The organism is Corynebacterium sp. MSK008 (assembly GCF_030232585.1).
Lineage (GTDB): Bacteria > Actinomycetota > Actinomycetes > Mycobacteriales > Mycobacteriaceae > Corynebacterium.
This window is the reverse complement of the sequence record NZ_JASPJX010000003.1, coordinates 67,825-93,504: the sequence shown is the minus strand read 5'-3', so window position 1 is coordinate 93,504 and position 25,680 is coordinate 67,825. Positions and strand designations below refer to the sequence as shown.

The following is a 25,680-nucleotide window of genomic DNA, read 5'->3' as shown; positions in this document are numbered from 1 at the left end:
TAGCACCTGAAACACACCTGAGCCGCCGTGCGAAAAAGCCCGGAAGCGAACCTGTCGCTTCCGGGCTTTCGCTAGCGCTGCGTTTAAACCGCGGCGGTTTCCTCCGGGTCGTTGTCGGCGTCCGCCTTCGTCTCGTGGCGGGTGCCGGGGGCGTGCTCCGGCGGGGCGTAGATGGAGTACAGCTTCGCCGGGGCGTCGGATTCGTTGACAAAGTTGTGCCACTTGCCGGCCGGCACGAATGCGGCCCAGTCGGCCTTGATCACTTCGTCGATCTCCAGGTCGTCCTCGGACGGGCCGATCTGCGCGCGCAGCTCGCCTTCTTCGAGGCGGAGGAACTGGTCGTGGTCGTCGTGGATCTCGGCGCCGATTTCGCCGCCGACCGGGATGGTCATCACAGTCAACTGCAGGTTCTTGCCGGTCCACAGCGTGTCGCGGAACGCCTCGTTGTCCAGCGTCGCCTTCTCAATATCCACTACATGCGGGTTCGGTCCCTTGTCAGCCATCATGCCTCCTCGGTTGTCGGAAGTTGTCCACCTCCGAGCCTAGGAGCTTTTGCTTATCGACGGTGGCGTCCGCCCCTCCGTCGCCCCCGGTTCTTCCTCCTGAGCTGGACCTTCTCCACCTCGGTGAGGTAGCCGCCCCGGGTGTTTTGCGCCGCCACGGCGGTCGGCTCCGGTCGTTTCGGCGCTTCGGCTTCGGTGGGCTCATCCACGCGGCCGAACATCTCCGTCGGCGCGGCGAGCTCCTCGGGGCGGCCGCCGCCGCCGAGCGAGACGTAGCGGGCGGTGTGCTTCGGCTTGACCTCATCGCCCGGGTCGGTGGCGAAGTCACGCTCCACGGTGACGGCCCAGCCGCCGCCGGGGAACTCGATGAGCTGCCACGGATCCGGGCGTCGTTGCGGCGCGGCATGCAAAGCGGGAATCTGCTCTGTGCCCTCGTCCGGGGCGGCGGCGTCGAGGGCGGCCATGCCATCTAGGACTACTGCACGCGCCCACAGCCCGCCGTGGGGGAAGCCTGCCAACCACTCGAGCACAGCCTCGCCGTCTGACCCGGCGACGGCGCCGAGGACACGGCCGTCGAGGGTGGCCAGCGGAGTGCCGTCGATAGGCACAAGCCCCACGAACCACTGGCCGGGGGAGCGGGCGGCAAGCTCCGCGGCCCCGAATTCGCCGACGGACGTGTCGATGACCAGCATGTCGCCCGGCAGCAGCACCGCTGCCTGTTCGGGCGCGTTGTTGCGCGGCACTGCGAGCTGCGGCTGCGGCAGGACCACGTGGACGTCGAAACGCCCCGTGTCTTTGTTGAGGTTGACCGCCGCCACCGTGGCGGGCTGCAAGAACGACGAGTGAACGCGCTCTACCTCGTCAAAGTGCGCACGCCACTCGGGCGCGACCTCGCCGAGCACGGGGCCCGGCAGCTCGCCGCCGCTGCGACGGCGCACGCGCCACGAGCGGTTCAGCGGGTTCGCCTCCAACACCACATTGACGTACGTGGTGCCTTTACGGCCTGCGAAGTCGGAGAAGAGGGCGGCCTGCGAGACGTGGTCCACCGGGACTTCCACGCCGGCACCCCACGTCGACGGGGCGAGGGAATACTGCTTGGCTGCCATGGAGGGAATTGTAGGCAGACGCTAGCGCACCTTCTTCACCAGCTTCACCACGCCCAGCACAATGAAACCGACAACCAGGCCCGCCACCAGGGACACGCCGGTGTCCACCAACCAGCCCAGCGCGCCGCCGCCGACCGCCTCCTGGCCCATCGCGATGACGTCGTGCGGCCAGTGCCAACCAAATACCTCGTCGAAACCGCGGATGAGCAGGTGGCCGCCCACCCACAGCATCGCCACGGTGCCAATTATGCCGATGGCGTTGAGCACGTACGGCATGCTCTTGACTAGCGCGCGGCCAGTCTTTTCGGCGTTGCCGCGCTTGATCATGCCGCGGCCGATGTCGTCGATCTTGACCAAAAGCGCAACGGCACCGTAGACGGCGATGGTGATGAAGATCGCCACCGCGATCAACACGGCGGCCTCCATCCACACCGTCTGGTCCTTGACCTCGTCCAGGGAGATGAACATAATTTCCGTGGACAAGATCAGGTCGGTGCGGATCGCGCTCTTGACCAGCGCGTCTTCATCCTGATCGGATCTGTTGGCGGCTTTTTCGGCTTCCGCGTCGGCGTCGGAGGACAGCTTGTGCGCAATCTTCTCCGCGCCCTCGAACGCGAGGTAGGTGCCGCCGAGCATGAGAATCGGGGTCAGCGCCCACGGCGCAAACGCGTTGAGCAGCAGTGCGACCGGCAGGATGAAGACCAGCTTGTTGCGTAGCGAACCCTTGGTGATGCGCCAGATCATCGGCAGCTCGCGCGCCGGCGTCACGCCTTCGAGGTACTGCGGGGTCACCGCGGCGTCGTCGATGACCACGCCGGCGGCCTTAGAAGAAGTCTTTGCGGTCATGCCGGCGACATCGTCGATGCTCGCGGCGGCTTGGCGGGCGATCAGGGCGACGTCGTCGAGCAGAGCAAGTAGGCCACCGGCCATGTGGATCCTTTCGAAGGGGTGAGAATTGAAAGCTGGCGCAAGCGCCCCGGTCAGTTTAGGGCAAGTTTGCGGGCCATTTGGACCTCCCCTATAGCCCAAAAGTTATTTATAAAAACCGCCACTTTTGTTCTGTGGATGTGGTGCAATACCCCTTAACCCTAAGTATGAGATCTAGTACACAACTAGGTTCCGGTTTTGGTCGAAGGAGGCCACATGCAACTCAAAAAGACGGCAGCGATTCTTGGCGCCAGTGCCTTGGCGTTTGGGCTAGTCGCGTGCGGCGATTCTTCCGGTTCGTCCGACAACGCAGGCGGTGGCGGAACAACCGGTGGTGATAACTACGTCCTGGTCAACGGCTCTGAGCCGCAGAACCCCCTCATCCCGGGCAACACCAACGAGACCGGTGGCGGCCGCATCATCGATCAGATCTACGCCGGGCTGGTCTACTACGACGCCGACGGCGTGGTGCACAACGACCTCGCGGAATCCATCGAATCGGAAGGCGACGCTGGCTACCGTGTGACACTGCGTGACGCGAAGTGGGCAGACGGCACCGACGTTACGGCGAACGACTTCGTCGATGCGTGGAATTACACGGTGGAGAACTCTCTGCTCGGCGCCGACCACCTTGAGCCGATCAAGGGGTTCGAGGAGGGGAAGAAACTCGAAGGTCTTGAGGTCGTGGACGACAAGACCTTTACTATCGAGCTGGCGCAGCCTGAATCCGACTTCACGAGCCGCCTTGGATACAGCGCCTACTACCCGCTGCACCCGTCCGCCTTCGACGATTTTGACGGCTACGGCGAGAACCCGATCTCTAACGGACCGTACAAACTGGAGGAGTGGAACCACAACCAGAATGCGCTCGTAGTGCCCAATGAGGAATACGACGGGCCGCGCAAGTCGCAGAACGACGGTCTGGACTATGTCTTCTACGCGCAGCAGGACGCGGCGTACGCAGACCTGCTCTCCGGCAACCTCGATGTGCTGGACGCGATCCCGGACTCCGCGTTCTCCACGTTTGAGAACGAGCTGGGGGACCGCGCTGTGAATCAGCCGGCCGCGATCTTCCAGTCCATCACGATTGGGGAAGAGGCCGACCACTTCAGTGGAGAGGAGGGCGTGCTGCGTCGCCAAGCAATCTCCCGCGCGATTAACCGTGAGGAAATCACCGCGACGATCTTCGAGGGCACCCGCACCCCTGCGACTGACTTCACCTCGCCGGTGCTGCCGGGCCACTCTGATCAACTCAACGGCGCTGAGGTACTGGAATACGATCCGGAGGAGGCGAAGCGTCTGTGGGCTGAAGCCGACGCAATCGCACCGTTCAACGGCGAGTTCACTGTCTCCTACAACGCCGACGGCGGCCACCAGGCGTGGGTGGATGCCGTAACCAACTCCATCCGTAACACCCTCGGCATTGAGGCTGTGGGTAACGCCTACCCGGACTTTAAGTCGCTTCGTGATGACGTGACGAAGCGGGAAATCGAAGGCGCATTCCGTACCGGCTGGCAGGCGGACTACCCGTTGCTGAGCAACTTCCTCGGTCCGCTGTACGGCACCGGCGCAGGCTCGAACGACGGCGATTACTCCAACCCGGAGTTTGACCAGCTTTTGAAGAAAGCCAACGGTGCCGCTGATGCGGAGGCCGCCGTCGACGACCTCAACGCTGCACAGGAGATCCTGCTTCAAGACCTGCCCGCTATCCCGCTTTGGTACTCCAACCTGACGGGTGGCTACTCCGAGGACGTAGACAATGTTGTATTCGGATGGAACCAGGTGCCGCTCTACTACCAGATCACGAAGGAGTAGGGCCTCAATCCGCGATTTATATTCGCGCCTTTGAAATAGACCGCATTGTCCACGTCCTTCCTGGGTCGTGGCGGTGCGGTCTCCGACTATCGGGTGTATCCCTCGGGCAGTAATCAAATTTCGATTGTGGGAAGTTAGAGGTGTTGTGATGGACTCCTTATAGAGCGCTGAGTGTCCCAGAGCACACGCTCAGTGGAGTCTCGATGAGAAGGAGTCAAGGTGCACATCAAGAAAGCAGCTGCAGTTATCGGCGCGAGCGCGCTCGCACTCGGCCTCGCCGCATGCGGAGACGATTCCGCCGACAACGCGGCGGGCGGCAGCGACAACTACATTCTGGTCAACGGCTCTGAGCCACAGCGTCCGTTGCTTCCGGCAGATACGAATGAAACCGGTGGCGGCCGCATCACTGACGTGCTCTACGCCGGCCTGACCTACTACGACAAGGACGGCGAGAGCCACAACGAGCTCGCTGAGTCCATCGAACCGGAAGGCGAGAAGTCTTACCGCGTGACGCTGAAGGACACCAAGTGGGCCGACGGCACCCCGGTAACAGCAAAGGATTTTGTCGACGCGTGGAACTACGCCGTTGAAAACTCCCAGATGAACTCGTCCTTCTTCGAGCCGATCAAGGGTTACGAGGACGGTAAGCCCCTCGAAGGTCTTGCGGTTGTCGACGACAAGACTTTCACCATTGAACTCGAGCAGCCGGAGGCCGACTTCCCGCAGCGCCTTGGCTACATCGCGTACGCGCCGCTGCACCCGTCGGCCTTCGACGACATGGAGGCATACGGCGAGAACCCGATTTCAAACGGCCCGTACAAGCTCCTGGAGTGGAACCACAACCAGGACGCCATCGTGGTGCCGAACGAGGAGTACCAGGGAGACCGCAAGGCGCAGAACGACGGTGTGAACTTCGTCTTTTACGCCCAGCAGGATGCCGCGTACGCGGACCTGCTCTCCGGCAACCTGGACGTGCTCGACGCCGTGCCGGACTCTGCGATGTCCAACTTCGAAGATGAGCTGGGAGGACGTGCCGTCAACCAGCCGGCAGCCGCGTTCCAGTCGGTGACCCTCAATGAAAACGAGGAGCACTTCGGCGGCGAGGAAGGCAAGCTGCGCCGCCAGGCCATCTCGAAGGCGATCGATCGCGATGAGATCACCCAGACCATCTTCGAGGGCACGCGCACCCCTGCGACCGACTTCGCCTCCCCGGTCGTCCCGGGTCATTCCGACAACCTTGAGGGCGTCGACGTTCTGAAGTACGACCCGGAAGAAGCGAAGCGCCTCTGGGAGGCCGCCGACCAGATCAACAAGTTCGACGGCGAGCTGGAGATCTCCTACAACGCCGACGGCGGACACCAGGCTTGGGTCGACGCGGTGGCGAACTCTATCCGCAACGCCATCGGCGTTGAGGCCGTGGGCAACGCTTACCCGGATTTCAAGTCCATGCTCGACGACATGGATAACGATGCGGTCAAGGGAGCGTTCCGTACCGGTTGGAGCGCCGACTACCCGTCGCTGGGCAACTTCCTGATCCCGCTGTACGGCTCCAATGGCTCTTCGAACTACGCCCGTTACTCCAACCCGGCCGTAGACACCCTGCTGTCTGATGCTGCCACCGCAGCGTCCCCGGAGGCCGCGGCCGAGAAGTACAACGAGGTTCAGACGATCCTGTTTGAGGACCTGCCAGCGATCCCGCTGTGGAACCAGAACGTCACCGGTGGCTACTCGGAGAACGTGGAGAATGTCGAATTCTCCTGGCGTTCCCTGCCGGTGCTGCACCAAATCACCAAAAACTAAGTGGTAACTTAAGCAACCACGCAGAGTGACCCGTTCGCATTGTGCGGCGGGTCATTACTCGCATCACACCCGTTATGGTTTTCGTACCCAATCATGTTGAAAAGGAGAGCCCGGAACCATGCTGCGTTATATAGGGCGGCGGCTGCTCCAAATGATCCCCGTGTTCTTCGGGGCCACCTTGCTGCTCTACGCCCTCGTCTTCCTTATGCCGGGTGACCCCGTACAGGCGCTCGGCGGCGACCGCGGGTTGTCCGAAGCCGCGCGTGCACGTATCGAAGCGGAATACAACCTGGATAAACCGTTCATCGTCCAGTACCTGCTTTACATCAAAGGCATCTTTATGGGCGATTTCGGTAAAACCTTCTCCGGTCAGCCCGTTGCCTCGGTAATGGCCAACGCATTCCCAGTGACCATCAAGCTCGGTCTGATGGCGCTTGCGTTTGAGGCGATCTTCGGCATCATTTTCGGTGTGATCGCTGGCGTGCGACGTGGCGGTTTCTTCGATTCCACCATTCTCGTCGTCTCGCTGATCGTCATCGCTATCCCGTCGTTTGTCATCGGCTTTGTCCTGCAGTACCTCCTCGGCGTGAAGTGGGGAGTATTGCCGGCCACCGTGGGGCGCAACGAGTCGTTCACGGCACTGCTCATGCCAGCGATAGTGCTCGGTGCGTTGTCGTGCGCCTACGTGATCAGGCTGACGCGCCAGTCTGTCAGCGAGAACTTGCGCGCTGACTACGTGCGCACCGCTCGCGCCAAGGGGTTGAGCGAGGGCACCGTGATGAACCGGCACGTGCTGCGCAACTCGATGATTCCCGTGGTCACCTTCCTCGGTGCCGACCTTGGAGCGCTGATGGGCGGTGCCATTGTCACCGAGGGCATCTTCGGCATTAACGGTATCGGCGGCACGATTTACCAGTCGATCATCAAGGGCGAGCCCGCAACTGTGGTGTCCATTACCACTGTGCTCGTGATCATCTACATCATTGCCAACCTCATCGTTGACTTGCTCTACGCAGTTCTCGACCCAAGGATCCGCTATGACTAATTCCATTCCACAACCCGGTCTTACGGGAGATCGCACGCTCACTAATGCCAGGGTGCTGCGCGGGCAGGAATACTTCGTCGCAGACACCGACGAGACTGGCCTTGGCGCCGTCGACGCAGTGCCGGAGGCTGGCACGCCGACAAGCCAGTGGGCGGAGGCCTGGCACTACCTGCGTCGCCGCCCGCTGTTCTGGATCTCCGCGCTGCTCATCGTCCTGGCCATCGCAATCGCGCTGTTTCCAGGCCTGTTCACTAGCACGGACCCCCGCGAGTGCATGCTCTCGCGCTCACTCAACGGGCCCGAGGAAGGCCACATTTTTGGATTCGACCGGCAGGGCTGCGACATTTACTCGCGCATGATCTACGGAGCGCGCGCCTCGGTGACCGTGGGTGTGCTGACCACGCTTGTTGTCACGCTGATTGGCGGGCTTATCGGCGCTATCGCCGGCTACTTTGGCGGCATCTGGGACACTTTGTTGTCGCGTTTGACCGACATCTTCTTCGCAGTGCCGCTGGTGCTGGCCGCGATCGTTGTGATGTCCATGTTCCAAAACAAACGCTCAATCGGCATGGTTGTCTTTGCGCTAGCCATGTTTGGCTGGACGCAGATCGCCCGAATCACCCGTGGTGCTGTGATGGGCATTAAGAACGACGAGTTCGTTACCGCCGCCCGAGCCGTGGGAGCGAACGATTGGAAGATCATCGCGTCTCACATCCTGCCCAATGCTGCAGCCCCGGTGATTGTCTACGCCACTGTCGCACTCGGTCAGTTCATCGTTGCAGAGGCAACGTTGTCATTCCTCGGTATCGGGCTGCCTTCAACTGTGGTGTCGTGGGGCGGAGATATTTCTGCAGCGCAGGCTTCGCTGCGCACCCAGCCGATGGTGCTGTTCTACCCAGCAATTGCGCTCGCACTCACAGTGCTGAGCTTCATCATGATGGGCGACGTCGTGCGCGACGCCCTTGATCCGAAAGCGAGGAAGCGATGACGACCGCGATCGGTAAGACAGAGAACAACGAGCCATCGCCGCTCCTTGAGGTCGAAGACCTGCGAATCACGTTTGAGTCGTCCACGGGTGTGGTCGAGGCTGTCCGCGACTTCGACCTGACCATTTACCCGGGCCAGAAGGTGGCCATTGTCGGAGAGTCCGGCTCTGGCAAGTCCACCTCGGCTATGGCGGTGCTGGGGCTCCTCCCGGGCACCGGCAAGGTGACGCAAGGCTCCATCAAACTGCGTGGCGAGGAACTCACCGGATTGGATGAGAAGGGGTGGCAGAAGATCCGCGGCAACCGCATCGGTCTGGTGCCGCAGGACCCGATGTCCAACCTCAACCCAGTCTGGCGCATTGGCACGCAAGTGGAGGAGTCGCTCAAAGCGAACAACATTGTTGAAGGATCGGAGCGGCACCAGCGCGTGATCGAACTGCTAGAACATGCGGGTCTCCCGGACGCGGAGCGCCGTTCAAAGCAGTTCCCGCACGAGTTCTCTGGCGGCATGCGCCAGCGTGCGCTCATTGCAATGGGCTTGGCCGCAGAACCTGAGCTGCTCATCGCGGATGAGCCTACGTCCGCGCTCGACGTGACTGTGCAAAAGCGCATCTTGGACCACCTAGAAAAGCTCACGCAGGAATCGCAGACCGCACTGCTGTTCATTACTCACGACCTCGGGCTGGCAGCGGAACGCGCAGACCATTTGTTGGTCATGCACCGTGGCCGCGTGGTGGAGCGCGGACCGAGTTTGGAGATTCTGCGTGACCCCAAGCATCCCTACACGCGCCGACTTGTGGATGCTGCCCCGTCGCTCGCGGCCGCACGAACCCATGCTGCTTCGTCGGGTGAAGACGCAGCAGCGGTGGAGACGAAGCAGGAAGATGTGGTGATCCGCGTCGAAAACCTGGTCAAGGAGTTCGACGTTCGCGGCCAGAAGGCGGACAAGAAGACACTGCGCGCTGTCGACGACGTGTCGTTCGACGTGCGACGCGGCACCACGCTGGCGCTTGTAGGAGAGTCCGGTTCCGGCAAATCCACTGTGGCAAACATGGTGCTCAGTTTGCTGGAGCCGACCAGCGGAACTGTGTACTTCGAGGGCCGCGATATCTCTGGTCTCAGCCGCAAGGAGCTCTTCGACGTCCGCCGCAAGATGCAGGTCGTGTTCCAGAACCCGTACGGCTCGCTGGATCCGATGTACTCCATCTACCGCTGCATCGAGGAGCCGCTGCGCCTGCACAAGGTAGGAAACCGCAAGCAGCGGGAGGCTCGCGTGGCGGAGCTACTGGATTTGGTGCAGATGCCGCGGTCGGCGATGCGCCGCTATCCCAACGAGCTTTCGGGTGGCCAACGCCAGCGCATCGCTATCGCCCGCGCGATGGCACTTGATCCGGAAGTGATTGTGTTGGATGAGGCGGTTTCTGCCCTGGATGTGCTGGTGCAGGACCAGATCCTCACACTGCTGAAGGGTCTGCAGCAGGAGATGGACCTGTCGTATCTTTTCATCACCCACGATTTGGCTGTGGTGCGTGAGACCGCAGATGACATTGTGGTGATGCGCCAGGGGAAGGCTGTGGAGCAGGGGACCGCAGATCAGATTTTTGATAGTCCGCAGGATGAGTACACGCGCAACCTGATCAACTCTGTGCCGGGTCTCCACATCGAGTTGGGGCGCGGCTAGGAGCCATTTGCTTATCGACGGCACTACGCGGAAGCGCGCGGATGCCGTCGATAAGCATATTTGAGCCATGCTGTAGCATCGCCGGAGAACTGAAAACACACGGGTGCTGCCGCGAGAAAGCGGTGGCTGAGATGCCGAAACGATTCGGTGAACCGTTGAACCTGATCCGGGTAATGCCGGCGATAGGAAGGAAGATTCGCACATGACTGTGCCCGCTCACTCTGCTGCACCGAAGAACAACTCCTGGCGTGTTGTAGACATCGTCACCGCCGCTGTCCTCGGTGTGGCCTGCGGCCTGCTGTTCTGGGTGTGGAACAGCATCGGTTACGCCGGTTTCAAGGCGCTGGACACCCTCACCCCGGGCCTGGGTGGCCTTGCCGTGGGCATCTGGCTCATTGGCGGCGTGCTCGGTGGCCTGATCATCCGCAAGCCGGGCGCCGCACTGTTCGTCGAAGTCGTCGCCGCCTCCGTCTCCGCGGTGCTGGGCAGCCAGTGGGGCCCGGAGACGCTGTATTCCGGCCTCGCGCAGGGCCTGGGCGCGGAGCTTGTGTTCCTCATCTTCGCCTACCGCCGCTTCAACCTGTCCGTGGCGGCGCTGGCCGGCATTGGTGCGGGCATCGGCGCGTTCATCCTGGAGCTGTTCACCTCCGCCAACCTGGCCATGAGCCTGCAGTTCAACCTGATTTACCTGACCTGCCTGATCATCTCTGGCGCGGTCCTCGCCGGTGCGCTGGCTTACTACCTGGTCAAGGCGCTGGCGCAGACCGGCGCGCTGGACCGTTTCGGCGCGGGCCGCGAGCGCTTCGACCACGCCGCGTAAATGTCGCTGGCCATCCAGGCGCGGGGGCTTTCCTACCAGCATGCGACGCGCCCGCAGCCCGCGTTTACCAACGTCGATCTCGATGTCGCGCGCGGGGAGCGGGTGCTCATCACCGGCGATTCGGGCTCGGGGAAGTCCACGCTGCTTGCGGTCATCGCCAAGCTTATCGACGACTCCGAGGACGGCAGCCGCGCCGGTACCCTAACCGTGGACGGGACTGTCGGCATGGTGCTGCAGGACCCGGAGGCACAGACGATCCTGTCGCGGGTGGGCGACGACGTCGCCTTCGGCGCCGAAAATCTCGGCGTGCCGCGAGAGGAAATCTGGCCGCGGGTTGAGCGCGCCCTCGACGCCGTAGGCCTCGACGTCCCACTGGATCACCGGACCGCGCACCTGTCCGGTGGACAGAAGCAGCGCCTGGCGCTGGCGGGCGTGATCGCGATGGGCGCGGACATCCTCATCCTGGACGAGCCCACCGCCAACCTGGACCCGCGCGGGCGCGACGAGGTCATCGCCGCGGTTGATAAAGTCTGCCAGCTCACCGGCGCCACCTTGGTCGTGGTGGAGCACCGCCCGAAGCACTGGGCGGAAGTGGTGGACACCTACTACCGCCTGGACCAGACCGGGCTTTCCCGCATCAGCGCGGACGAGCTGCCGGACGCGCCTGAGCTGCTGCCGGCGAGAAAGGTGCCCGCGGGGGTGCCAGCGGCCGTCGCAACGCATGAAGTACTCACACGCTTCGGGCCGCCGCGCACGATGCGCGCGCCGGAGGGGTATTCCACCGTAATCACCGGCGAGAACGGCTTCGGAAAAACCACGCTGGTGCAGGTGCTGGCGGGCCTGACCCCGCCCGAAAATGGCGAGGTTGAGTACTCGGAGACCATCCGGCAGGGGCTGACCGCACCGTCGATCAAGTGGACGTCGAAGGATCTGGCCAGCCGCATCGGCTACGTGTTCCAAGAGCCGGAGCATCAGTTCGTCACCGCCACCGTGCGCGAGGAGATGGCGCTGTCCGGCGCGCCGCAGGAGCGCATCGACGACCTGCTGCGCCGCCTGCGCCTGGAGCACCTGGTGAATGCCAACCCGTTCACCCTCTCCGGCGGCGAGAAACGCCGCCTGTCGGTTGCCACAGCGCTGGTCAACGCCCCGCAGCTGCTCATCCTGGACGAACCCACGTTCGGCCAGGACGACCGCACCTTCGTCGAGCTCGTCGGGCTGATCCGCGAACTGACGGAGCAGGGCGTGACCGTCATGTCGATCACCCACGACGAAGCGTTCATCGCCTCCCTGGGTGACCACATCGTAGAGATCGTCGCCGGAGGCGAACGATGAACCTGCTGCGCGAAATCAACCCCGTCACCCGCATCCTCGGCCTGGTGCTTCTGACCACGCCGCTGATGTTCACCATCGACTGGGTCTCCGCCACCTTCGTCCTCGCGTTCACGCTGCTCATGGTGCCTGTGTGCGGTCTGGGCTACGGCCGCTTTTTCAAACGCGCGCTGCCGATCCTGCTCATCGCGCCGCTGGCGGGCATCCCCATGGCGCTCTACGGCCAGGCGGGCGGGGAGACCTACCTCGAGTGGGGCCTGGTGCACGTCACCGAGCTTTCCGTTTCGCTCGCGTGGGCGGTGGTGTTGCGCGTGCTCGCCATCGCGCTGCCGGTGGTGCTGCTGTCCGCGGACGTGGACCCCACCGACCTTGGCGACGGGCTCGCGCAGGTGCTGCACCTGCCGGAGCGCTTCGTCATCGGCACCGTCGCAGCGCTTCGCATGCTCACACTGCTTCGCGACGACCTCGACGCCATGCGCCGCTCCCGCCGCGCCCGCGGAATCGCCGACCAGGGCAAAATCAAGTACTGGTTCTCGCTGTCCTTCGGCCTGCTGGTGATGTCGCTGCGTCGCGCCGGCAAGCTCGCCACTGCCATGGAAGCCCGTGGCTTCGACGGCCCCCGCAAACGCTCCTGGGCGCGCGAATCCAAGCTGCACTCCCGCGACTGGACTGTAATGGCTGTCTGCCTTGCCGTCGCGCTCGCCGCGCTCGCGCTCGCGTGGTCGACCGGCTACCTTCGCCCGGTGTGGGCGGTGCGATGACGTACACCCTGCTCATCGACGGCCCCTCGGGCTCCGGCAAAACCACCCTCGCCAACCAAATCGGCGCCGCCCTCGGCATCCGGGTGGTGCACTTGGACGATTTCTACCCCGGCTGGGGCGGGCTCGCCGAGGGCGCCCGGATGGTCGCCGACGACGTCCTCGACCCGGCGGCACCCGGGTTCTGGCGCTGGGACTGGGAGCAGGATAGACGCGCGGAGTGGGTGCCGCTCGTGCCCGGCGCGGATCTCGTGGTGGAGGGGGTAGGTGCGGTGACGGAGGCGTCGATAAGCAAGGCGAAAGCACGCGGGGACGTAGACACGGTGCGGGTTATCGCTCCGGAAGAGACGCGAAAAGCCCGGGCCCTGAAGCGGGACCCGGGCTACGCGCCCTGGTGGGGCATGTGGGCCGAGCAGGAGAAGCGCCTGCCCGCACTCCCCGTAGACGTGGAGGTTAGGAGGGTGTGACCTCCTCGGGCTTGTACACCGTGCGCACACGCGCACGCTCCGCGTCCGGATCCGGGATCGGGATCGCCGACAGCAACGCCTTCGTGTAGGGATGCTGCGGGTTGTCGAAGACGTCGTCGGTTTCGCCGAACTCCACGAAGTCGCCCTTGTACATCACCGCCACGCGGTCCGAAAGGTGGCGCACGACCGACAGGTCGTGGGCGACAAACAGGTAGGACAAGCCCAGCTTGCGCTTGAGCGAATCCAGCAGGTTGATCACACCCGCCTGGATGGACACGTCGAGGGCGGAAACCGGCTCATCCAGCACAATCACCGACGGGTTCGTCGCAAGGGCGCGCGCGAGGCCGATGCGCTGGCGCTGGCCGCCGGAGAAATGGCCGGGGAAACGGTCCAGCTGCTTCGCGTCCAGGCCCACGGTGCGCATCAGCTCCGAGATGCGGGCGTCTTTGTCGCCGTCGAAGCCGAGGGCGTCCAGCGGCTCCTGGATGATCTCTTTCACCGTCATGCGCGGGTTGAGCGAGCTCATCGGGTCCTGGAACACCATCTGGATGTTCTTTCGCGCCTCGCGGCGCTGTGTGGTGTTCATCTTCGCCGCGTCCTGGCCGCAGATGACAATGCGCGAATCCGGCTCCGGCTCGAGGTTCATAATCTCCAGCAGCGTGGTGGTCTTGCCGGAGCCCGACTCGCCCACAATCGCCATGCACTCGCCGGCGCGCACGTCGAAGGAGATGTTCTTCACGGCCTCCACGGTGCCGATGCGGCGCTTGACCAGCGCGCCCTTGGTCAGCGGGAACTCTCGGTGCAGGTTCTCCACCTCGAGGGTGATCTCCCGGTCTTCGCGCGGGATGCCCGCGTACTTGTTCTCCGGCAACTTCGGGGCGGGGAAGAGGGGCTTACCGCCGATCTTTCCCTCCACGATCTCCTCGCGGCGAATGCAGGCGACCAGGTGTTCATCGTCGTCGCCCTTGTCCGGGACCAGCGGTGGCTCCTTGGCCAAGCACTCGTCGACGGCGATGGGGCAACGGGGCGCGAACTGGCAGCGGTCGGCGACGTCGATGAGCATCGGCGGGTTGCCGTCGATGTACGTCAGCGGTTCGTTGGATGGCTGGTCCACGCGCGGGGTGGAGCCCAACAGGCCCACGGAGTACGGCATCTTCGGGTTGCCAAACAGCTCGTGCACCTCGGCGCGCTCGACGGGGCGGCCGCCGTACATCACCAGCACGTCGTCCGCGGTGCCGGCGACGACACCCATGTCGTGGGTGATCATGATGCAGGCCGCGCCCGTTTCGCGCTGCGCCTTCTTAATCACCTCGAGGATCTGCGCCTGGATGGTCACGTCCAGCGCGGTGGTCGGCTCGTCGGCGATGAGCACCTTCGGGTTGTTCGCGATGGCGATCGCGATGACCACGCGCTGGCGCATGCCGCCGGAGAATTCGTGGGGGAAGGAACGCAGGCGTTTCTTCGGCTCCGGGATGCCCACCAGGTCCAGCAGCTCTGCGGCGCGGTCCATCGCCTTGGACTTGGAGATGTTGTTGTGCGCCTGGATGGCCTCCACCAGCTGGGTGCCGATGTCGTAGACCGGGGTTAGCGCGGACAACGGGTCCTGGAAGATCATGCCGATGCCGTTGCCACGGATCTTGGACATCGCAGTGTCGGACTTGCCCAGCAGCTCATCGCCGTCGAACTTCACGGAGCCGGTGACCTTCGCGTACTCGGGAAGTAGCCCCATCACCGCAAGCGAGGTGACGGACTTGCCGGAGCCGGACTCGCCCACGATGCCGAGGGTGCGGCCGGCGTACAGGTCGAAGTCCACGCCGCGCACCGCCCGGACCACGCCCGCCTCCGAGGGGAAGGAGACGTGGAGGTCGCGCACGGACAGCACCGGGTCGCCGGTAGGCGCCGGGGCCGCGCCGCCGAAGCCTGCGCCGCCGGGGTTGTGGATGCTGGTTGTCATGCTGCGGAACCTCCGGAGTTCGAGTTCGGGTCGAGCGCGTCACGCAGGCCGTCTGCGATGAACGCCATGGACACGGTGAGCAGGGTCAGGATCAGCGCCGGGAAGTAGAACTGCCACGGGGCGGTGATCAGCGTCGACGTGCCGGTTTGCAGCAGGGTGCCCAGGGACACGTCGGGAAGCTTCACGCCCAGGCCGAGGAAGGACAGCGCGGTCTCCGACATGATGGTGGAGACAATGCCCAGCATCAGCTGGATAATCAGCAGCGAGGCGACGTTCGGGATGACGTGGCGCATGATCGTCTGCGGGCGGGAAACGCCCATGAACTTCGCGGCGCGCACGTAATCGTTTTCGCGGATAGACAGCGACAACGACCAGATCACACGCGCCGAGTACATCCAGCCGAACGCGATGAGCACGACGGTGAGCACCTTCCAGTCGCCGCCCGAGCCGGAGACCAGCAGAGCGATGATGAGGAAGGTCGGCACAGCGAGCAGGAAGTGAATGATGGCCAAGATGACCTTTTCCACGCTGCCGCCGTAGAGCGCCGCGCCCGCGCCGACGATCGCGGAGATGATGGTGGTGGCAATCGACGCCGGCACCGCGATCGTCAGCGAGCGGCCCAGGCCGTGGACCACTTGGGCGAACAGGTCGTTGCCGGAATCTGTCGTGCCGAACCAGTGCTCGGACGACGGCGGCACGGACAGGTTCAAAAAGTCCGGATCCTGGTAGTTCCACGGGGTGAGGAACTTGCCGAAAATGGCGAGCAAGACAAGCAGGAAGAAAATGATCAGGCCGATCACTGCCGCCTTGTTGCGCATGAAGCGGCGGAAGTAGATCTTCGACTTCCGCGTCGCGCGCATCGTCTGCTGGTCGTCGATGCTGTTGCCCTGCTTCGGAACGGGCGGGGGAGTGTCGAGCTCCTCGCTTCGTATACCGTCGGCCTGACGGCCGGTCTCGGAGATAGCGGTGAGGTCGTTCAGCGGCATGTTCGCGTGCATGCCCAGGCTGGTCGAGCTGTGCGCGCGGGGGTCCTTCAACTTGCGGGATACGCCGCGGGAGGTGTTCGGTGCCATTTCGGTGCTCCTTAGCTCACGCGCACGCGCGGGTCGAGGGCGACGACGATCAGGTCGGCCAGGATGGCGGAGACGGCCGTCATGGCGGCGCCGAACGCAGCCACGACGACGACCCCGTGGACGTCGTTACGCGCAATGGTTTGGATGAAGTACTGGCCCATGCCCTGCCAGGCGAAGATGCGCTCCGTCATCACGGCGCCGGTGAAGATGCCGGGCACGGAGAACGCCACGGAGGTGGCCACGGGGATCAGCGAGGTGCGCAATGCGTGACGACGCACCGCTTTCGGCTTGGTCAACCCCTTCGCGCGAGCGGTGCGCACATAGTCGGCGTTTAAGTTGTCCAGCAGCAGTGTGCGTTGCATGAAGTGGTAGCCGGCGTACGAGATGATCAACAGCGACAGGGTGGGAAGCACCAGGTGCTGGGCGTAATCCACCATCTTCGCGCCGAAGCCCTCAACACCCGGGCTGGAGGCGCCGGTGACGTAGAAGACGCGCTTGCCGGTCCACTCGTTGACCTTGAGTCCGAACCACACCACGGCAATCGACGCCACGACCACGTGGATGTTCATGGTGATGATCGAGATGCCCTGCCACACGCGGTCGGCGCGCTTGTACTGGCGCGAAGCGGTGTACACGCCGAGCGCGACACCGATGATGATGGACAGCAGGGTCGCGAACAGCGTCAGCTGGGCGGAGACCCAGATGCGGTAAGAGACCTGCTCGTTGACCGAGTCGCCGAGCGGGGACTTACCCCAGTCCCAGCGCGTGAGGATGCCGGTCAGCCAGGTCCACCAACGCTCAATGAGCGGGGTGTTCGGGCTCAGGTTCAACGGCTCGAGCAGAGCGTCGATCTGGTCTTCGGGCAAAGGTGGGCGGCGGCCGAAGTAGTTGGCTCGCGGGTCGAGGAAAAAGCTGGCGAGGAAGTAGGTCAGGTTAGTGGCCAAGAAAACAATCAGGCCCCAACTCAGCGTCTTCCTGAACAGGTATCGAAACATGTGCGCTCTCGGTTCCGGTGTCAGCGGGTGTGCAGGAGGTTGTCGGCGATGCAAGTGCGGAAGCCCGCCCAGCGCTCAGGCTGGGCGGGCTCACACTCGTTACGGGTGTTTCACCAGGTTAAAGGTGGGGTGAACTACTTCGCCCAACCCACGTTCTCGATCGGAAGGATCGCGAACGAGTTGGCACCGAAGTTGGCCAGGCCCTTCTTCACGGCCACAATCGCCGGACCGTTGGCGTACGGCATGATGCCGTACTGCGCCAGCGCTTCCTTCTCAAGCTCGTTTGCTCGCTCGATCTGCTCGTCCGCGTCCGGGATCTGCTGCAGCTCATCGATCATCTGGTCCATCTCAGCCGTGCCGGTGCCGGACTTGTTCAGCTCGGAGTCGGACTTGTAAATCTGGCCGAAGTACGCCACACCGAACGGGTCAGACGAGCGGAAGCCGGACATGAACAGGTCGAAGTCGCGCTCGGAGACAACCTTGGAGAAGTCGGAGCTCGGGCGCTCCTCCACCTGCACGTCGATGCCGATGTTGCGCAGCATTGCCTGCAGAGCGGAAGTGGTTGCCTGGATCATCGGAGAATCACCCAGGGTGACGTAGCGCACCGACAGCGGGTTCGCCTCGTCGTAGCCTGCCTCTGCGAGCAGCTCCTTGGCCTTCTCCGGGTCGTACTGGACAACCTCGCCGAAGTTGTCTTCGTAGCCGTCCTGGGTCTGGTACAGGTTGAACGAACCCGGGAGGTCCTCGGTGTAGCCCAGGCCCTGGAAGCGGATCGCGGCGAGCTGCTCGCGGTCGACGCCGCGCATGATGGCCTCGCGCACCTTGATGTCGTCCAGGCCCGGGGCGGTGGAGTTGATCGTCATCAGGTAGTTCGCCGGGTTGAGGGCGGTGCGGATCTCGATGGAGTCGCCCATTTCCTTCGCCGTGGCCAGGCGGTCGCGGGAGCTGACGCCGGTGGCGTCGATTTCACCTGCGCGGAACGCGTTCAGGGACGCCTGGTCCTCCATCTGGCGGTAGGTGATCTTGTCCAGCTTCGGCTTCTCACCCCACCAGTTCTCGTTGGGGACGAAGGTCGCGGTGCCGGTTTCGAAGTTCACGTCCTCGACCTTGAACGGGCCCGCGCCCCACTCGGGGTGGACCTGCTTGAGGTAGGCGTTCATGAAGGTGTCCGCGTCTGTGACCTGCGGCGGAACCAGCGTGCCGAAGAGGCCCTCCCACCACGGGTACGCCTGCTTGAATGTGACCACGGCCTGCTTGTCGTCGTCGCCGCGCTCCACGGACTCGATGAGCTCGTAGCCGTCGGTGGAGTTGACCTGCACGTCCGGGTTGGAGCCGTTATTGAAGTTGAAGGTGTTCTCGAAGGCGGTCCAGTCGATCGGGGTGCCGTCGTTGTAGTTGGCCTCCGGGTGGATGGTGTAGGTCACCACGGTCTTGCCGTCGACGGTGTCGTCCTTGACGTCGGTGAGGTAGGCCGGGTTCGGGTGGTAGGTGCCGTCGCCGTCGAAAAGCGTGAGCTGCGGGTTGTACTTGCTCCAGATGGTGTCGGTGTAAGTGGTCATGTTCGCGTGGAACACGTTCTGCTGCTCGGCGATCTCGGTGATCGCGAGCGTCAGCTCGCCGCCGTCCTGGATCTGGTCGCGCTCGAGCGGGTTGTAGTCGCCCGCGGCGTTGACTTCGAGCTGTTCGCCGTTGTCGCCGGACGTCTCAGCCTGGGTGTTTGCGGTGTCCTGGCCACCACCTGCGGCTGTGCCCTCGGAGTTTCCGTCCGAGGAGCAGGAGGCGAGGACGAGGGAGATGGAGGAGAGGCCGGCGAGAGCCGCGACGCGGAGGCGTTTGCTCATGGTCAGTTCCTTTCGTAGGTCGTCCGTCCGCAGATTGCTTTGCGACGGTTGCCCAAGGCGGGCAATGGTGCCGGTGGAATTTCCGGCGGCCCCTGCACACGGTTCGTACAACACTGTCCGGTGGACACCGTCTTGGTAAACACGACGTGAATCAGGTTGAACACAACCTACCGCACGTGTCACCTAGTTCACATTGTTTTAGGAAAGTATTTTGCGTTTTATGCTCAGCAGTTTTCCAGTCAATCCGAAGGGTCTGACAAAATGGCAGTTCAGCTCGCTTGTTCGGTGCTGGCGATGAAAGCTGCCGACCTATAGAAAAAGTGAATGATATTTGCGCAACGCAAAAAACCCACCCGCCGGAGGGGCGGGTGGGGTTAACGGAAGGTGAATTACCCGACCGGTGTTAGCTCCACGTTGTCGGCCCACGTCAGTTCGATCCCCTGGGCGCGCAGCCACTCCATCGCGTCGTCGCCGTGGCGGGTGATGCCTTCGACGGCGGCCAGCGTGACGTCGATAGCCTTCTCCGCGTCCTCGGCGGTGATGTAACCGGCGGACGTGGCGGCGGCGAGCTCGTCAATGTCGAGAACGTCGATGGGGTTGCCGGTCAGCGACACCAGGTCCACGTACAGGTCGCGGGTGCTCCATACTTCGCCGTCGACGTCGATGTCGGCGACATCGAAGTAGAAATCCTGCTTGCGCTCCGCACCCTCGCGGTAGTGGAAGATGTTGGCGCGCAGCCCCAGCTTAGGAAGCAGCCAGCTCTCCAGGTAGCCGAACTCCGGGTGGTCGGCGCCGCGGCCCATGTAGAGGCCGAAGTCGGTGACGCGGAACGTGTCCACCTCGCGCAAGAACCCCTTCGGGTCGGTGTTGATGTTCGCTGCGGTGTCGAACGTCTCCTGCTTCACGGGGTGCAGATCGGCGGACATTGGTTACCTCACGTCTATAGATGCGGCGGTCGGTGCGAAGGGGCAGAGCTTGTCGACGGTGCGCACACTCCCGTCAACGACTGCCAGAACCCGCCCAGAGCCCGTATCCGCGGTCGCGGACAGGGTGGCCGGTCCTGTTGGGTTAATCCCGTTGTTGCCCAACGGCGTTACGCCGGTGCGGAAATTGCCCAGGTTGATCCAGTACACCTTCATTTGGCCCTGCTCCTTCGCGGCCGCGGGGGTGCCGAGTGCGGTGAAGACGAAGGTGGTCTGGCCCGCCTTCGCGCCCGGGGCGGGGGATTCGGCGGGACCTGGCACCGCGATGGCGGAGGCGGTGGAGTGCAGCCCCTCGCCGATGCAGTTGCCGGAAATGGTGGGCCAGTAGAACTGGGTGAACCGTGGGGCGTCGTCAGGCAAGGGCGGGCCGCCGATCTCGCCCGTGCCCGCGTAGAACTGCACCGCGGTGCGCAGCGCGTTGCTCACGTTCTGCGGGACGTACGGCTGGTCCGCGAACGCGTTGACGCGCGCGACAGTCTCGGGCGTGGGCCTGCCCAGCGGGTCGAGGAACGAGGACTGCGCGGAAGCGGTGTGCTTAGCGACGCCTCCGGTCGCCAACAAACCGGCAGCGCACACCGCCGCAACGACGGTCCTGGAGAAAGAAAGATAGTTGTGCACTTGCGCCACATTAGTCACATCCGTAACAACGTCAAGCGGAATTGCTAAATCGCTGTGGAAATCCTGCGCGCTCACGAGTTCTGGGCGCCGGGCGGGATAATGCGATTCAGCCCAGGCGGGAGTATCGTTTAGGCGTTATTTCCGCCAACGCAAAGGACCTATCTCTGTGTCGCACCCTGAATTTCGCAACGTAGCCATCGTCGCCCACGTCGACCACGGTAAAACCACCCTGGTCAACGCCATGCTGGAGCAGTCCGGCGTGTTCGGCGACCACGGCGAGCACGGCGACCGCGTGATGGACTCCGGCGAGCTCGAGTCCGAGCGCGGCATCACCATTTTGGCCAAGAACACCGCCATCCGCCGCGCCGGCAAGGGCAAGGACGGCGCGGACCTGGTCATCAACGTCATTGACACCCCGGGCCACGCCGACTTCGGCGGCGAGGTGGAGCGCGGCCTGTCCATGGTCGACGGCGTCGTCTTGCTTATCGACGCATCCGAAGGCCCGCTGCCGCAGACCCGCTTCGTCCTCGGCAAGGCACTCGAGGCGAAGAAGCCGGTCATCATCTGTGTGAACAAGACCGACCGCCCGGACGCGCGCATCGACGAGGTCGTCGAGGAAGCCCAGGACCTGCTCCTCGAGCTCGGCGCTGGCCTGGAGGACCCGGAGGCCGCCGAGGCTGCCGAGAACCTGCTCGAACTGCCGGTGCTCTACACCTCAGGCCGCGCGGGCCGCGCCTCCCTGGAAAACCCGGGCAACGGTAACCTGCCGGACAACGAGGACCTGCAGCCGCTGTTTGACGTCATCTACGACGTGCTGCCGGAGCCGTCCGCCGAGATCGACGCGCCGTTCCAGGCGCAGGTGACAAACCTGGACTCTTCCTCCTTCCTGGGCCGCATCGGACTGATCCGCGTGTTCAAGGGCTCCGTGAAGAAGGGCCAGACCGTCGCCTGGGTCCACTACGATTCCGAGGGCAACCAGCAGGTCAAAAACGTCAAGATCGCGGAGCTTCTGGTCACCGAGGGGCTGGACCGCGTCCCGGCCACCGGTGACGTGGTCGCGGGCGACATCGCGGCCATCTCCGGCGTCGAGGACATCATGATCGGCGACACCCTCTGCGACCCAGAGAACGTCGAGCCGCTGCCGCGCATCGCCATCGACGACCCGGCGATCTCCATGACCATCGGCGTGAACACCTCCCCGATGGCCGGCCGCAACGGCGGCGACAAGCTCACCGCCCGCATGGTCAAGGCCCGCCTGGACCAGGAACTGATCGGTAACGTCTCCATCAAGGTGCTGCCCACCGAGCGCCCCGACGCGTGGGAGGTGCAGGGCCGCGGCGAGATGGCCCTGACCGTGCTCATTGAGACCATGCGTCGCGAAGGCTTCGAGCTGACCGTGGGCAAGCCGCAGGTGGTGACCAAGGAGGTCGACGGCAAGACCTACGAGCCGTACGACCACATGATCATCGACGTGCCCGCCGAGCACCAGGGTGCTGTCACCCAGCTGATGGCCAGCCGCAAGGGCCAGATGACCTCGATGGGCAACGCCGGCTCCGGCGACTGGGTGCGCATGGAGTTCGACGTGCCGTCGCGAGGCCTGATCGGCTTCCGCACCACCTTCCTCACCGAGACCCGCGGCGCCGGCATCGCCAACTCGTACTCCATCGAGCACCGCCCGTGGGCCGGCGAGATCAAGGGCCGCCCGACCGGCTCCCTGGTCGCCGATCGCTCCGGCCAGGTCACCGCCTACGCCCTGCAGCAGCTGGCGGACCGCGGCGACTTCTTCGTCGAGCCGGGCGCAGACGCCTACGAGGGCATGGTCGTCGGCGCGAACTCCCGCGACGAGGACATGGACGTCAACATCACCAAGGAAAAGAAGCTGACCAACATGCGTGCCGCCTCCGCGGACGCCACCGTCACGCTGCAGAAGGCCCGCACCCTGTCCCTGGACGAGGCCATCGAGTTCTGCGACGACGACGAGTGCGTCGAGGTCGCCCCCGAGGCGATGCGCGTGCGCAAGATCATCCTCAACGCCACCGAGCGCGGCCGCGCCCGCTCCCGCGCGAAGCAGAAGAACAGCTAGCCTGTTCTTCCATGCACCCAAGTAGAACGCGCCGCCCAGCCACCCGTGCTGCGGCGGCGCTTTCCGTGCTCTGTCTCGCGGCGTCCTGCGCGGCCAACCCCGGCCCGCCGCCGCTGGTGGAGCCGGAGGACCGTCCCGACGCTGTCTCCGAGCACGACGCCGATAACGGCGACTCAGACAGCGCCAACGGAGCAGACAACGCCCAGGAACAGGGCACCAACCAAGAACCCGCCAATGGACGTCCGCAGGCCCAGATCGGCATCGACCCGGTGCGTGCGGGGTTCAACCCGCACTTGGTCGGCGACGAGTCCGCCGTGGTGCGTGGCATCGCCGACCTTGTGCTGCCCAGCGCGTTCCAGGCAGACGGCACGAAGGACCCAAACCTGCTCGTCGGGGCGTCGGTGCTGCCGACGTCGCCGGACGCGTTCACGGTCCGCTACGTCATCGCCTCGAACGCCCAGTGGTCCGACGGCACCCCGATCACCGGCTCGGACTTCGCCTACCTGTGGCGCGGAATGACAACAACCGCCGGTGTGGTGGATCCGGCCGCGTACCGCGCGGTGTCGAACGTGCGCGTCAGCGGCCCCGGCGGCAAGGTCGTGGACGTTGATTTCGCGCAGACGGTGGGGGACTGGCGGGTGCTGTTCCGCCACCTTCTGCCGTCGCACCTGCTTGCCGCTGACGCCGCCGATTTCGCATACGCGCTGCGCAACACCGTCCCGGCGTCAGCGGGCCGTTACTTGGTGCGCAGCGTGGACCGCGCCCACGGCACCGTCACCCTGAACCGCAACGACAGGTTCTGGGGGCCGGACCCGGCGCCGATCGACATCCTCACCCTCGCCGCGGCGCGCGACACCACCCAAGTGGCGGACCAGCTGCGCAGCGGCCAGCTCGCGTTCGTGGACATGGTGCCGCAGGACACCACCGCGGATGTCCTCGGGCTGATCCCGGACGTGGACACCCGCACGTTCCCAGGCACCCGCACCTTGGGCGTCACACTATCCGCTACCAGCGGGCTTTCGCCTCAGGCGCGCGCGGAGGTGCGTTCGCTTATCGACGTCCCCCTGCTCGCCCACATCGCCGCCCGCCGCAGCACCAACGTGGCCGCCGCCGAGCCGACCGAGCCCGGTTCGCTGGCGCTGCTGCACGCCCTGGCCGCCGACGGCAAGGTGTTGCGCGTCGCCGCCGACGCGGCGGACCCGGCGGCCACCGCGGCCGCGCGTTCGCTGGTGGACCTGCTTGAAAACGCCGGTGTGCCCGCTCGCATCGTGGCCAATGAGCTGTCCGCCATCGCCGCGCGCAGTCTGCCGGCGGGCGAGGTGGACATCGTGGTGCACTGGCGCAACGAAGGCGGATCTGCAGAGACGCTGGCCAGCCGCATCGCCTGCCCTGCAGAAACCGGCCGCGCCGGCAACCTCGCGGGATTTTGCACGGTGGCCGGCGACGAGCTGGCCAAAGCAATCCTCGCCGGAGCGCTCCCGCCGGATGTCGCCGCCGAGCGCGTCGCGGTGATCGAACACCGCGAAGCGCTCTGGGTGCCACTGCTGCACGAGACCCGTCTCGCAGCCACTGCGGGCGGGGTGCGTGCGGCGGGCACGCAGCCGGGGCAGTGGCCCGGCGGGTTGTCGTCGGCAGGCGCGTGGAAGCTGGCCGATACAGTGAAACGGCGAACAAACATTCAGGAGGTTCCATGACCGATCGAGACCTTTCCGGCTACCGCGTTGTGGCCGTGCACGCCCACCCGGATGACGAGGCGATCACCACCGCCGGCGCGATTGCGGACCTCACCGCCCGCGGTGCGGACGTGCTGGTGGTCACCTGCACCCTCGGCGAGGAGGGCGAGGTCATCGGCGAGCCCTACCAGCACCTCGTCGCGGACGAGGCGGACCAGCTCGGCGGTTTCCGCATCCAGGAGCTGCAACGCTCCCTCGCCGCGATCGGCGCGCGCGGGCAGTTCCTCGGCGGCGCGGGTTGCTTCCGCGATTCCGGAATGGCGGGCTCGCCGGCGAGTAAAAATCCGCGGGCGTTTGTGAATTCGGGTGACGTGGCCGTCGAGAAGCTTGCTGCCATCTTCGAAGCAGAAAGGCCGCACCTGGTGCTCACCTACGGCGCCGACGGCGGCTACGGCCACCCGGACCACATCCGCGCGCACGAGATCACGCATGCCGCCGCTGAGCGCGTGCACGTCCCGCGCATTATGTGGGCGGTGCGCCTGGCCGAGGAGACCGCAGTGCTCATGCCCGTCGAGGCCCCCGAGGGCTGGCGCCTGCCCGAAGACGGCGAGCTCGACGGCGTGGACAATTCTGACGTCCGTGTCGAGCTCAATGACGCCGCCTACAGTGCGAAGGTCGAGGCCATGCGCGCGCACGCCACCCAGCTGTGGATCGCTGACGGGCGCACCACCGACGTCAACCCCCACGCCGCCCTCGCCGCCGGCCCGGTGGTGTACTACGCGCTTTCTAACCTGATCATCCAGCCGATCCAGCGCGTCGAGCACTACCAGCTGGGCGCGGGGCTTCCGCTTAACGACGGTGCTTCGCTGCTCACCGGGATCGCACGATGACACAACCCGCAGTGCGCGACGACTTCTCTAGGGGCGAAGCCGTGGCCGGTTTAGTGTGGCTCAGCGTCGGCGCGCTGGTCTCTCTCGTTTTGGAGGTGGTCTACCTCAACTGGATCTGGGCGGTTGTGGCGCTGCTGTTCAACGCCGTGTTGACGAAGACGGCGCGGTTGTGGTCCCGGACGTGGGCGCTCGCGCCGCTGGGTGTGTGGGGCTGCGCGTTTTTCATTTCACTGGCCATACTCCCGCCAACCGGCTGGTCGTTGGTGCTCTTTGTCGCCGGCATAGTGGGTGGCGTTTGGCCCATGATTCGTTCGAAGTGACATACTGTTTGCC

At 64.5% G+C, this 25,680-nt stretch carries 22 protein-coding genes; 13 read left to right on the top strand and 9 right to left on the bottom strand.

Annotation, left to right across the window (positions count from 1 at the left end; translation table 11 throughout):
- Positions 1 to 83: 83 nt before the first annotated feature.
- The 3 genes from QP996_RS03370 to QP996_RS03360 are packed head-to-tail and all read right to left on the bottom strand — an operon-like array spanning position 84 to position 2,539.
- Positions 84 to 503 carry a cupin domain-containing protein gene (locus QP996_RS03370; RefSeq protein ID WP_284871215.1) on the bottom strand — a complete coding sequence of 140 codons (420 nt, stop codon included), beginning with the start codon at positions 501 to 503 and terminating at the stop codon, positions 84 to 86.
- 53 nt (positions 504 to 556) lie between these two features.
- Positions 557 to 1,609, bottom strand: a complete 1,053-nt coding sequence (locus tag QP996_RS03365) for a hypothetical protein (RefSeq protein ID WP_284871214.1) — start codon at positions 1,607 to 1,609, stop codon at positions 557 to 559.
- A 21-nt stretch (positions 1,610 to 1,630) separates the two neighbouring features.
- Entirely contained in the window at positions 1,631 to 2,539 is a 909-nt protein-coding gene (locus QP996_RS03360; RefSeq protein WP_284871213.1) for a DUF808 domain-containing protein, read from the bottom strand.
- Between the two features lie 213 nt (positions 2,540 to 2,752).
- Between QP996_RS03360 and QP996_RS03355 the strand changes: the two genes are divergently transcribed.
- From QP996_RS03355 to QP996_RS03315, 9 genes are all read left to right on the top strand, one after another.
- Positions 2,753 to 4,351 (top strand): peptide ABC transporter substrate-binding protein, encoded by a 1,599-nt coding sequence (locus QP996_RS03355; protein WP_284871212.1) that lies wholly within the window; start codon positions 2,753 to 2,755, stop codon positions 4,349 to 4,351.
- Between the two features lie 219 nt (positions 4,352 to 4,570).
- Positions 4,571 to 6,151, top strand: a complete 1,581-nt coding sequence (locus tag QP996_RS03350) for a peptide ABC transporter substrate-binding protein (protein ID WP_284871211.1) — start codon at positions 4,571 to 4,573, stop codon at positions 6,149 to 6,151.
- Positions 6,152 to 6,269: 118 nt separating this feature from the next.
- Positions 6,270 to 7,196 carry an ABC transporter permease gene (locus QP996_RS03345; protein ID WP_284871210.1) on the top strand — a complete coding sequence of 309 codons (927 nt, stop codon included), beginning with the start codon at positions 6,270 to 6,272 and terminating at the stop codon, positions 7,194 to 7,196.
- The gene (locus tag QP996_RS03340; protein ID WP_284871209.1) at positions 7,189 to 8,184 is read left to right on the top strand and encodes an ABC transporter permease; all 996 of its coding nucleotides are present in this window, start codon (positions 7,189 to 7,191) and stop codon (positions 8,182 to 8,184) included. Before QP996_RS03345 ends, QP996_RS03340 begins: the two co-directional genes overlap by 8 nt.
- A complete protein-coding gene (locus QP996_RS03335; RefSeq protein WP_284871208.1) occupies positions 8,181 to 9,863 on the top strand; it encodes an ABC transporter ATP-binding protein in 1,683 nt (560 codons plus the stop codon). The genes QP996_RS03340 and QP996_RS03335 overlap by 4 nt, the downstream gene beginning before the upstream one ends.
- A gap of 202 nt (positions 9,864 to 10,065) precedes the next feature.
- On the top strand, positions 10,066 to 10,683 hold the full coding sequence (locus QP996_RS03330; RefSeq protein ID WP_284871207.1) for an ECF transporter S component: 618 nt from the start codon (positions 10,066 to 10,068) through the stop codon (positions 10,681 to 10,683).
- The gene (locus QP996_RS03325) at positions 10,684 to 12,015 is read left to right on the top strand and encodes an ABC transporter ATP-binding protein (protein WP_284871206.1); all 1,332 of its coding nucleotides are present in this window, start codon (positions 10,684 to 10,686) and stop codon (positions 12,013 to 12,015) included. It begins immediately after the preceding gene.
- Positions 12,012 to 12,773: an energy-coupling factor transporter transmembrane component T family protein gene (locus QP996_RS03320; protein WP_284871205.1), complete on the top strand. Its 762-nt coding sequence runs from the start codon at positions 12,012 to 12,014 to the stop codon at positions 12,771 to 12,773. Before QP996_RS03325 ends, QP996_RS03320 begins: the two co-directional genes overlap by 4 nt.
- Positions 12,770 to 13,237, top strand: a complete 468-nt coding sequence (locus tag QP996_RS03315; protein ID WP_284871204.1) for a nucleoside/nucleotide kinase family protein — start codon at positions 12,770 to 12,772, stop codon at positions 13,235 to 13,237. The genes QP996_RS03320 and QP996_RS03315 overlap by 4 nt, the downstream gene beginning before the upstream one ends.
- Here QP996_RS03315 and QP996_RS03310 read toward each other — a convergent pair.
- From QP996_RS03310 to QP996_RS03285, 6 genes are all read right to left on the bottom strand, one after another.
- Positions 13,224 to 15,191, bottom strand: a complete 1,968-nt coding sequence (locus QP996_RS03310) for an ABC transporter ATP-binding protein (protein WP_284871203.1) — start codon at positions 15,189 to 15,191, stop codon at positions 13,224 to 13,226. The two genes, QP996_RS03315 and QP996_RS03310, sit on opposite strands and share 14 nt — an antisense overlap.
- Positions 15,188 to 16,264: an ABC transporter permease gene (locus tag QP996_RS03305; protein ID WP_284871202.1), complete on the bottom strand. Its 1,077-nt coding sequence runs from the start codon at positions 16,262 to 16,264 to the stop codon at positions 15,188 to 15,190. The genes QP996_RS03310 and QP996_RS03305 overlap by 4 nt, the downstream gene beginning before the upstream one ends.
- Before the next feature lie 11 nt (positions 16,265 to 16,275).
- Positions 16,276 to 17,259, bottom strand: a complete 984-nt coding sequence (locus QP996_RS03300; RefSeq protein ID WP_284871201.1) for an ABC transporter permease — start codon at positions 17,257 to 17,259, stop codon at positions 16,276 to 16,278.
- 134 nt (positions 17,260 to 17,393) lie between these two features.
- The gene (locus QP996_RS03295; RefSeq protein ID WP_284871200.1) at positions 17,394 to 19,100 is read right to left on the bottom strand and encodes an ABC transporter family substrate-binding protein; all 1,707 of its coding nucleotides are present in this window, start codon (positions 19,098 to 19,100) and stop codon (positions 17,394 to 17,396) included.
- Positions 19,101 to 19,489: 389 nt separating this feature from the next.
- Positions 19,490 to 20,026 carry a ribonuclease FAU-1 family protein gene (locus QP996_RS03290; protein ID WP_284871199.1) on the bottom strand — a complete coding sequence of 179 codons (537 nt, stop codon included), beginning with the start codon at positions 20,024 to 20,026 and terminating at the stop codon, positions 19,490 to 19,492.
- Between the two features lie 3 nt (positions 20,027 to 20,029).
- Positions 20,030 to 20,701 (bottom strand): Rv1157c family protein, encoded by a 672-nt coding sequence (locus tag QP996_RS03285; protein WP_284871198.1) that lies wholly within the window; start codon positions 20,699 to 20,701, stop codon positions 20,030 to 20,032.
- 166 nt (positions 20,702 to 20,867) lie between these two features.
- On the opposite strand from QP996_RS03285, the gene typA reads away from it, so the two are divergent.
- From typA to QP996_RS03265, 4 genes are read left to right on the top strand one after another with little or no spacing between them, the layout of a single operon-like run.
- On the top strand, positions 20,868 to 22,784 hold the full coding sequence (typA, locus tag QP996_RS03280) for a translational GTPase TypA (protein ID WP_284871197.1): 1,917 nt from the start codon (positions 20,868 to 20,870) through the stop codon (positions 22,782 to 22,784).
- Positions 22,785 to 22,795: 11 nt separating this feature from the next.
- A complete protein-coding gene (locus QP996_RS03275; protein WP_284871196.1) occupies positions 22,796 to 24,478 on the top strand; it encodes an ABC transporter family substrate-binding protein in 1,683 nt (560 codons plus the stop codon).
- The gene (gene mshB / locus QP996_RS03270) at positions 24,475 to 25,347 is read left to right on the top strand and encodes an N-acetyl-1-D-myo-inositol-2-amino-2-deoxy-alpha-D-glucopyranoside deacetylase (protein ID WP_284871195.1); all 873 of its coding nucleotides are present in this window, start codon (positions 24,475 to 24,477) and stop codon (positions 25,345 to 25,347) included. The genes QP996_RS03275 and mshB overlap by 4 nt, the downstream gene beginning before the upstream one ends.
- A complete protein-coding gene (locus QP996_RS03265) occupies positions 25,344 to 25,667 on the top strand; it encodes a hypothetical protein (RefSeq protein WP_284871194.1) in 324 nt (107 codons plus the stop codon). The genes mshB and QP996_RS03265 overlap by 4 nt, the downstream gene beginning before the upstream one ends.
- Positions 25,668 to 25,680 lie beyond the last annotated feature (13 nt).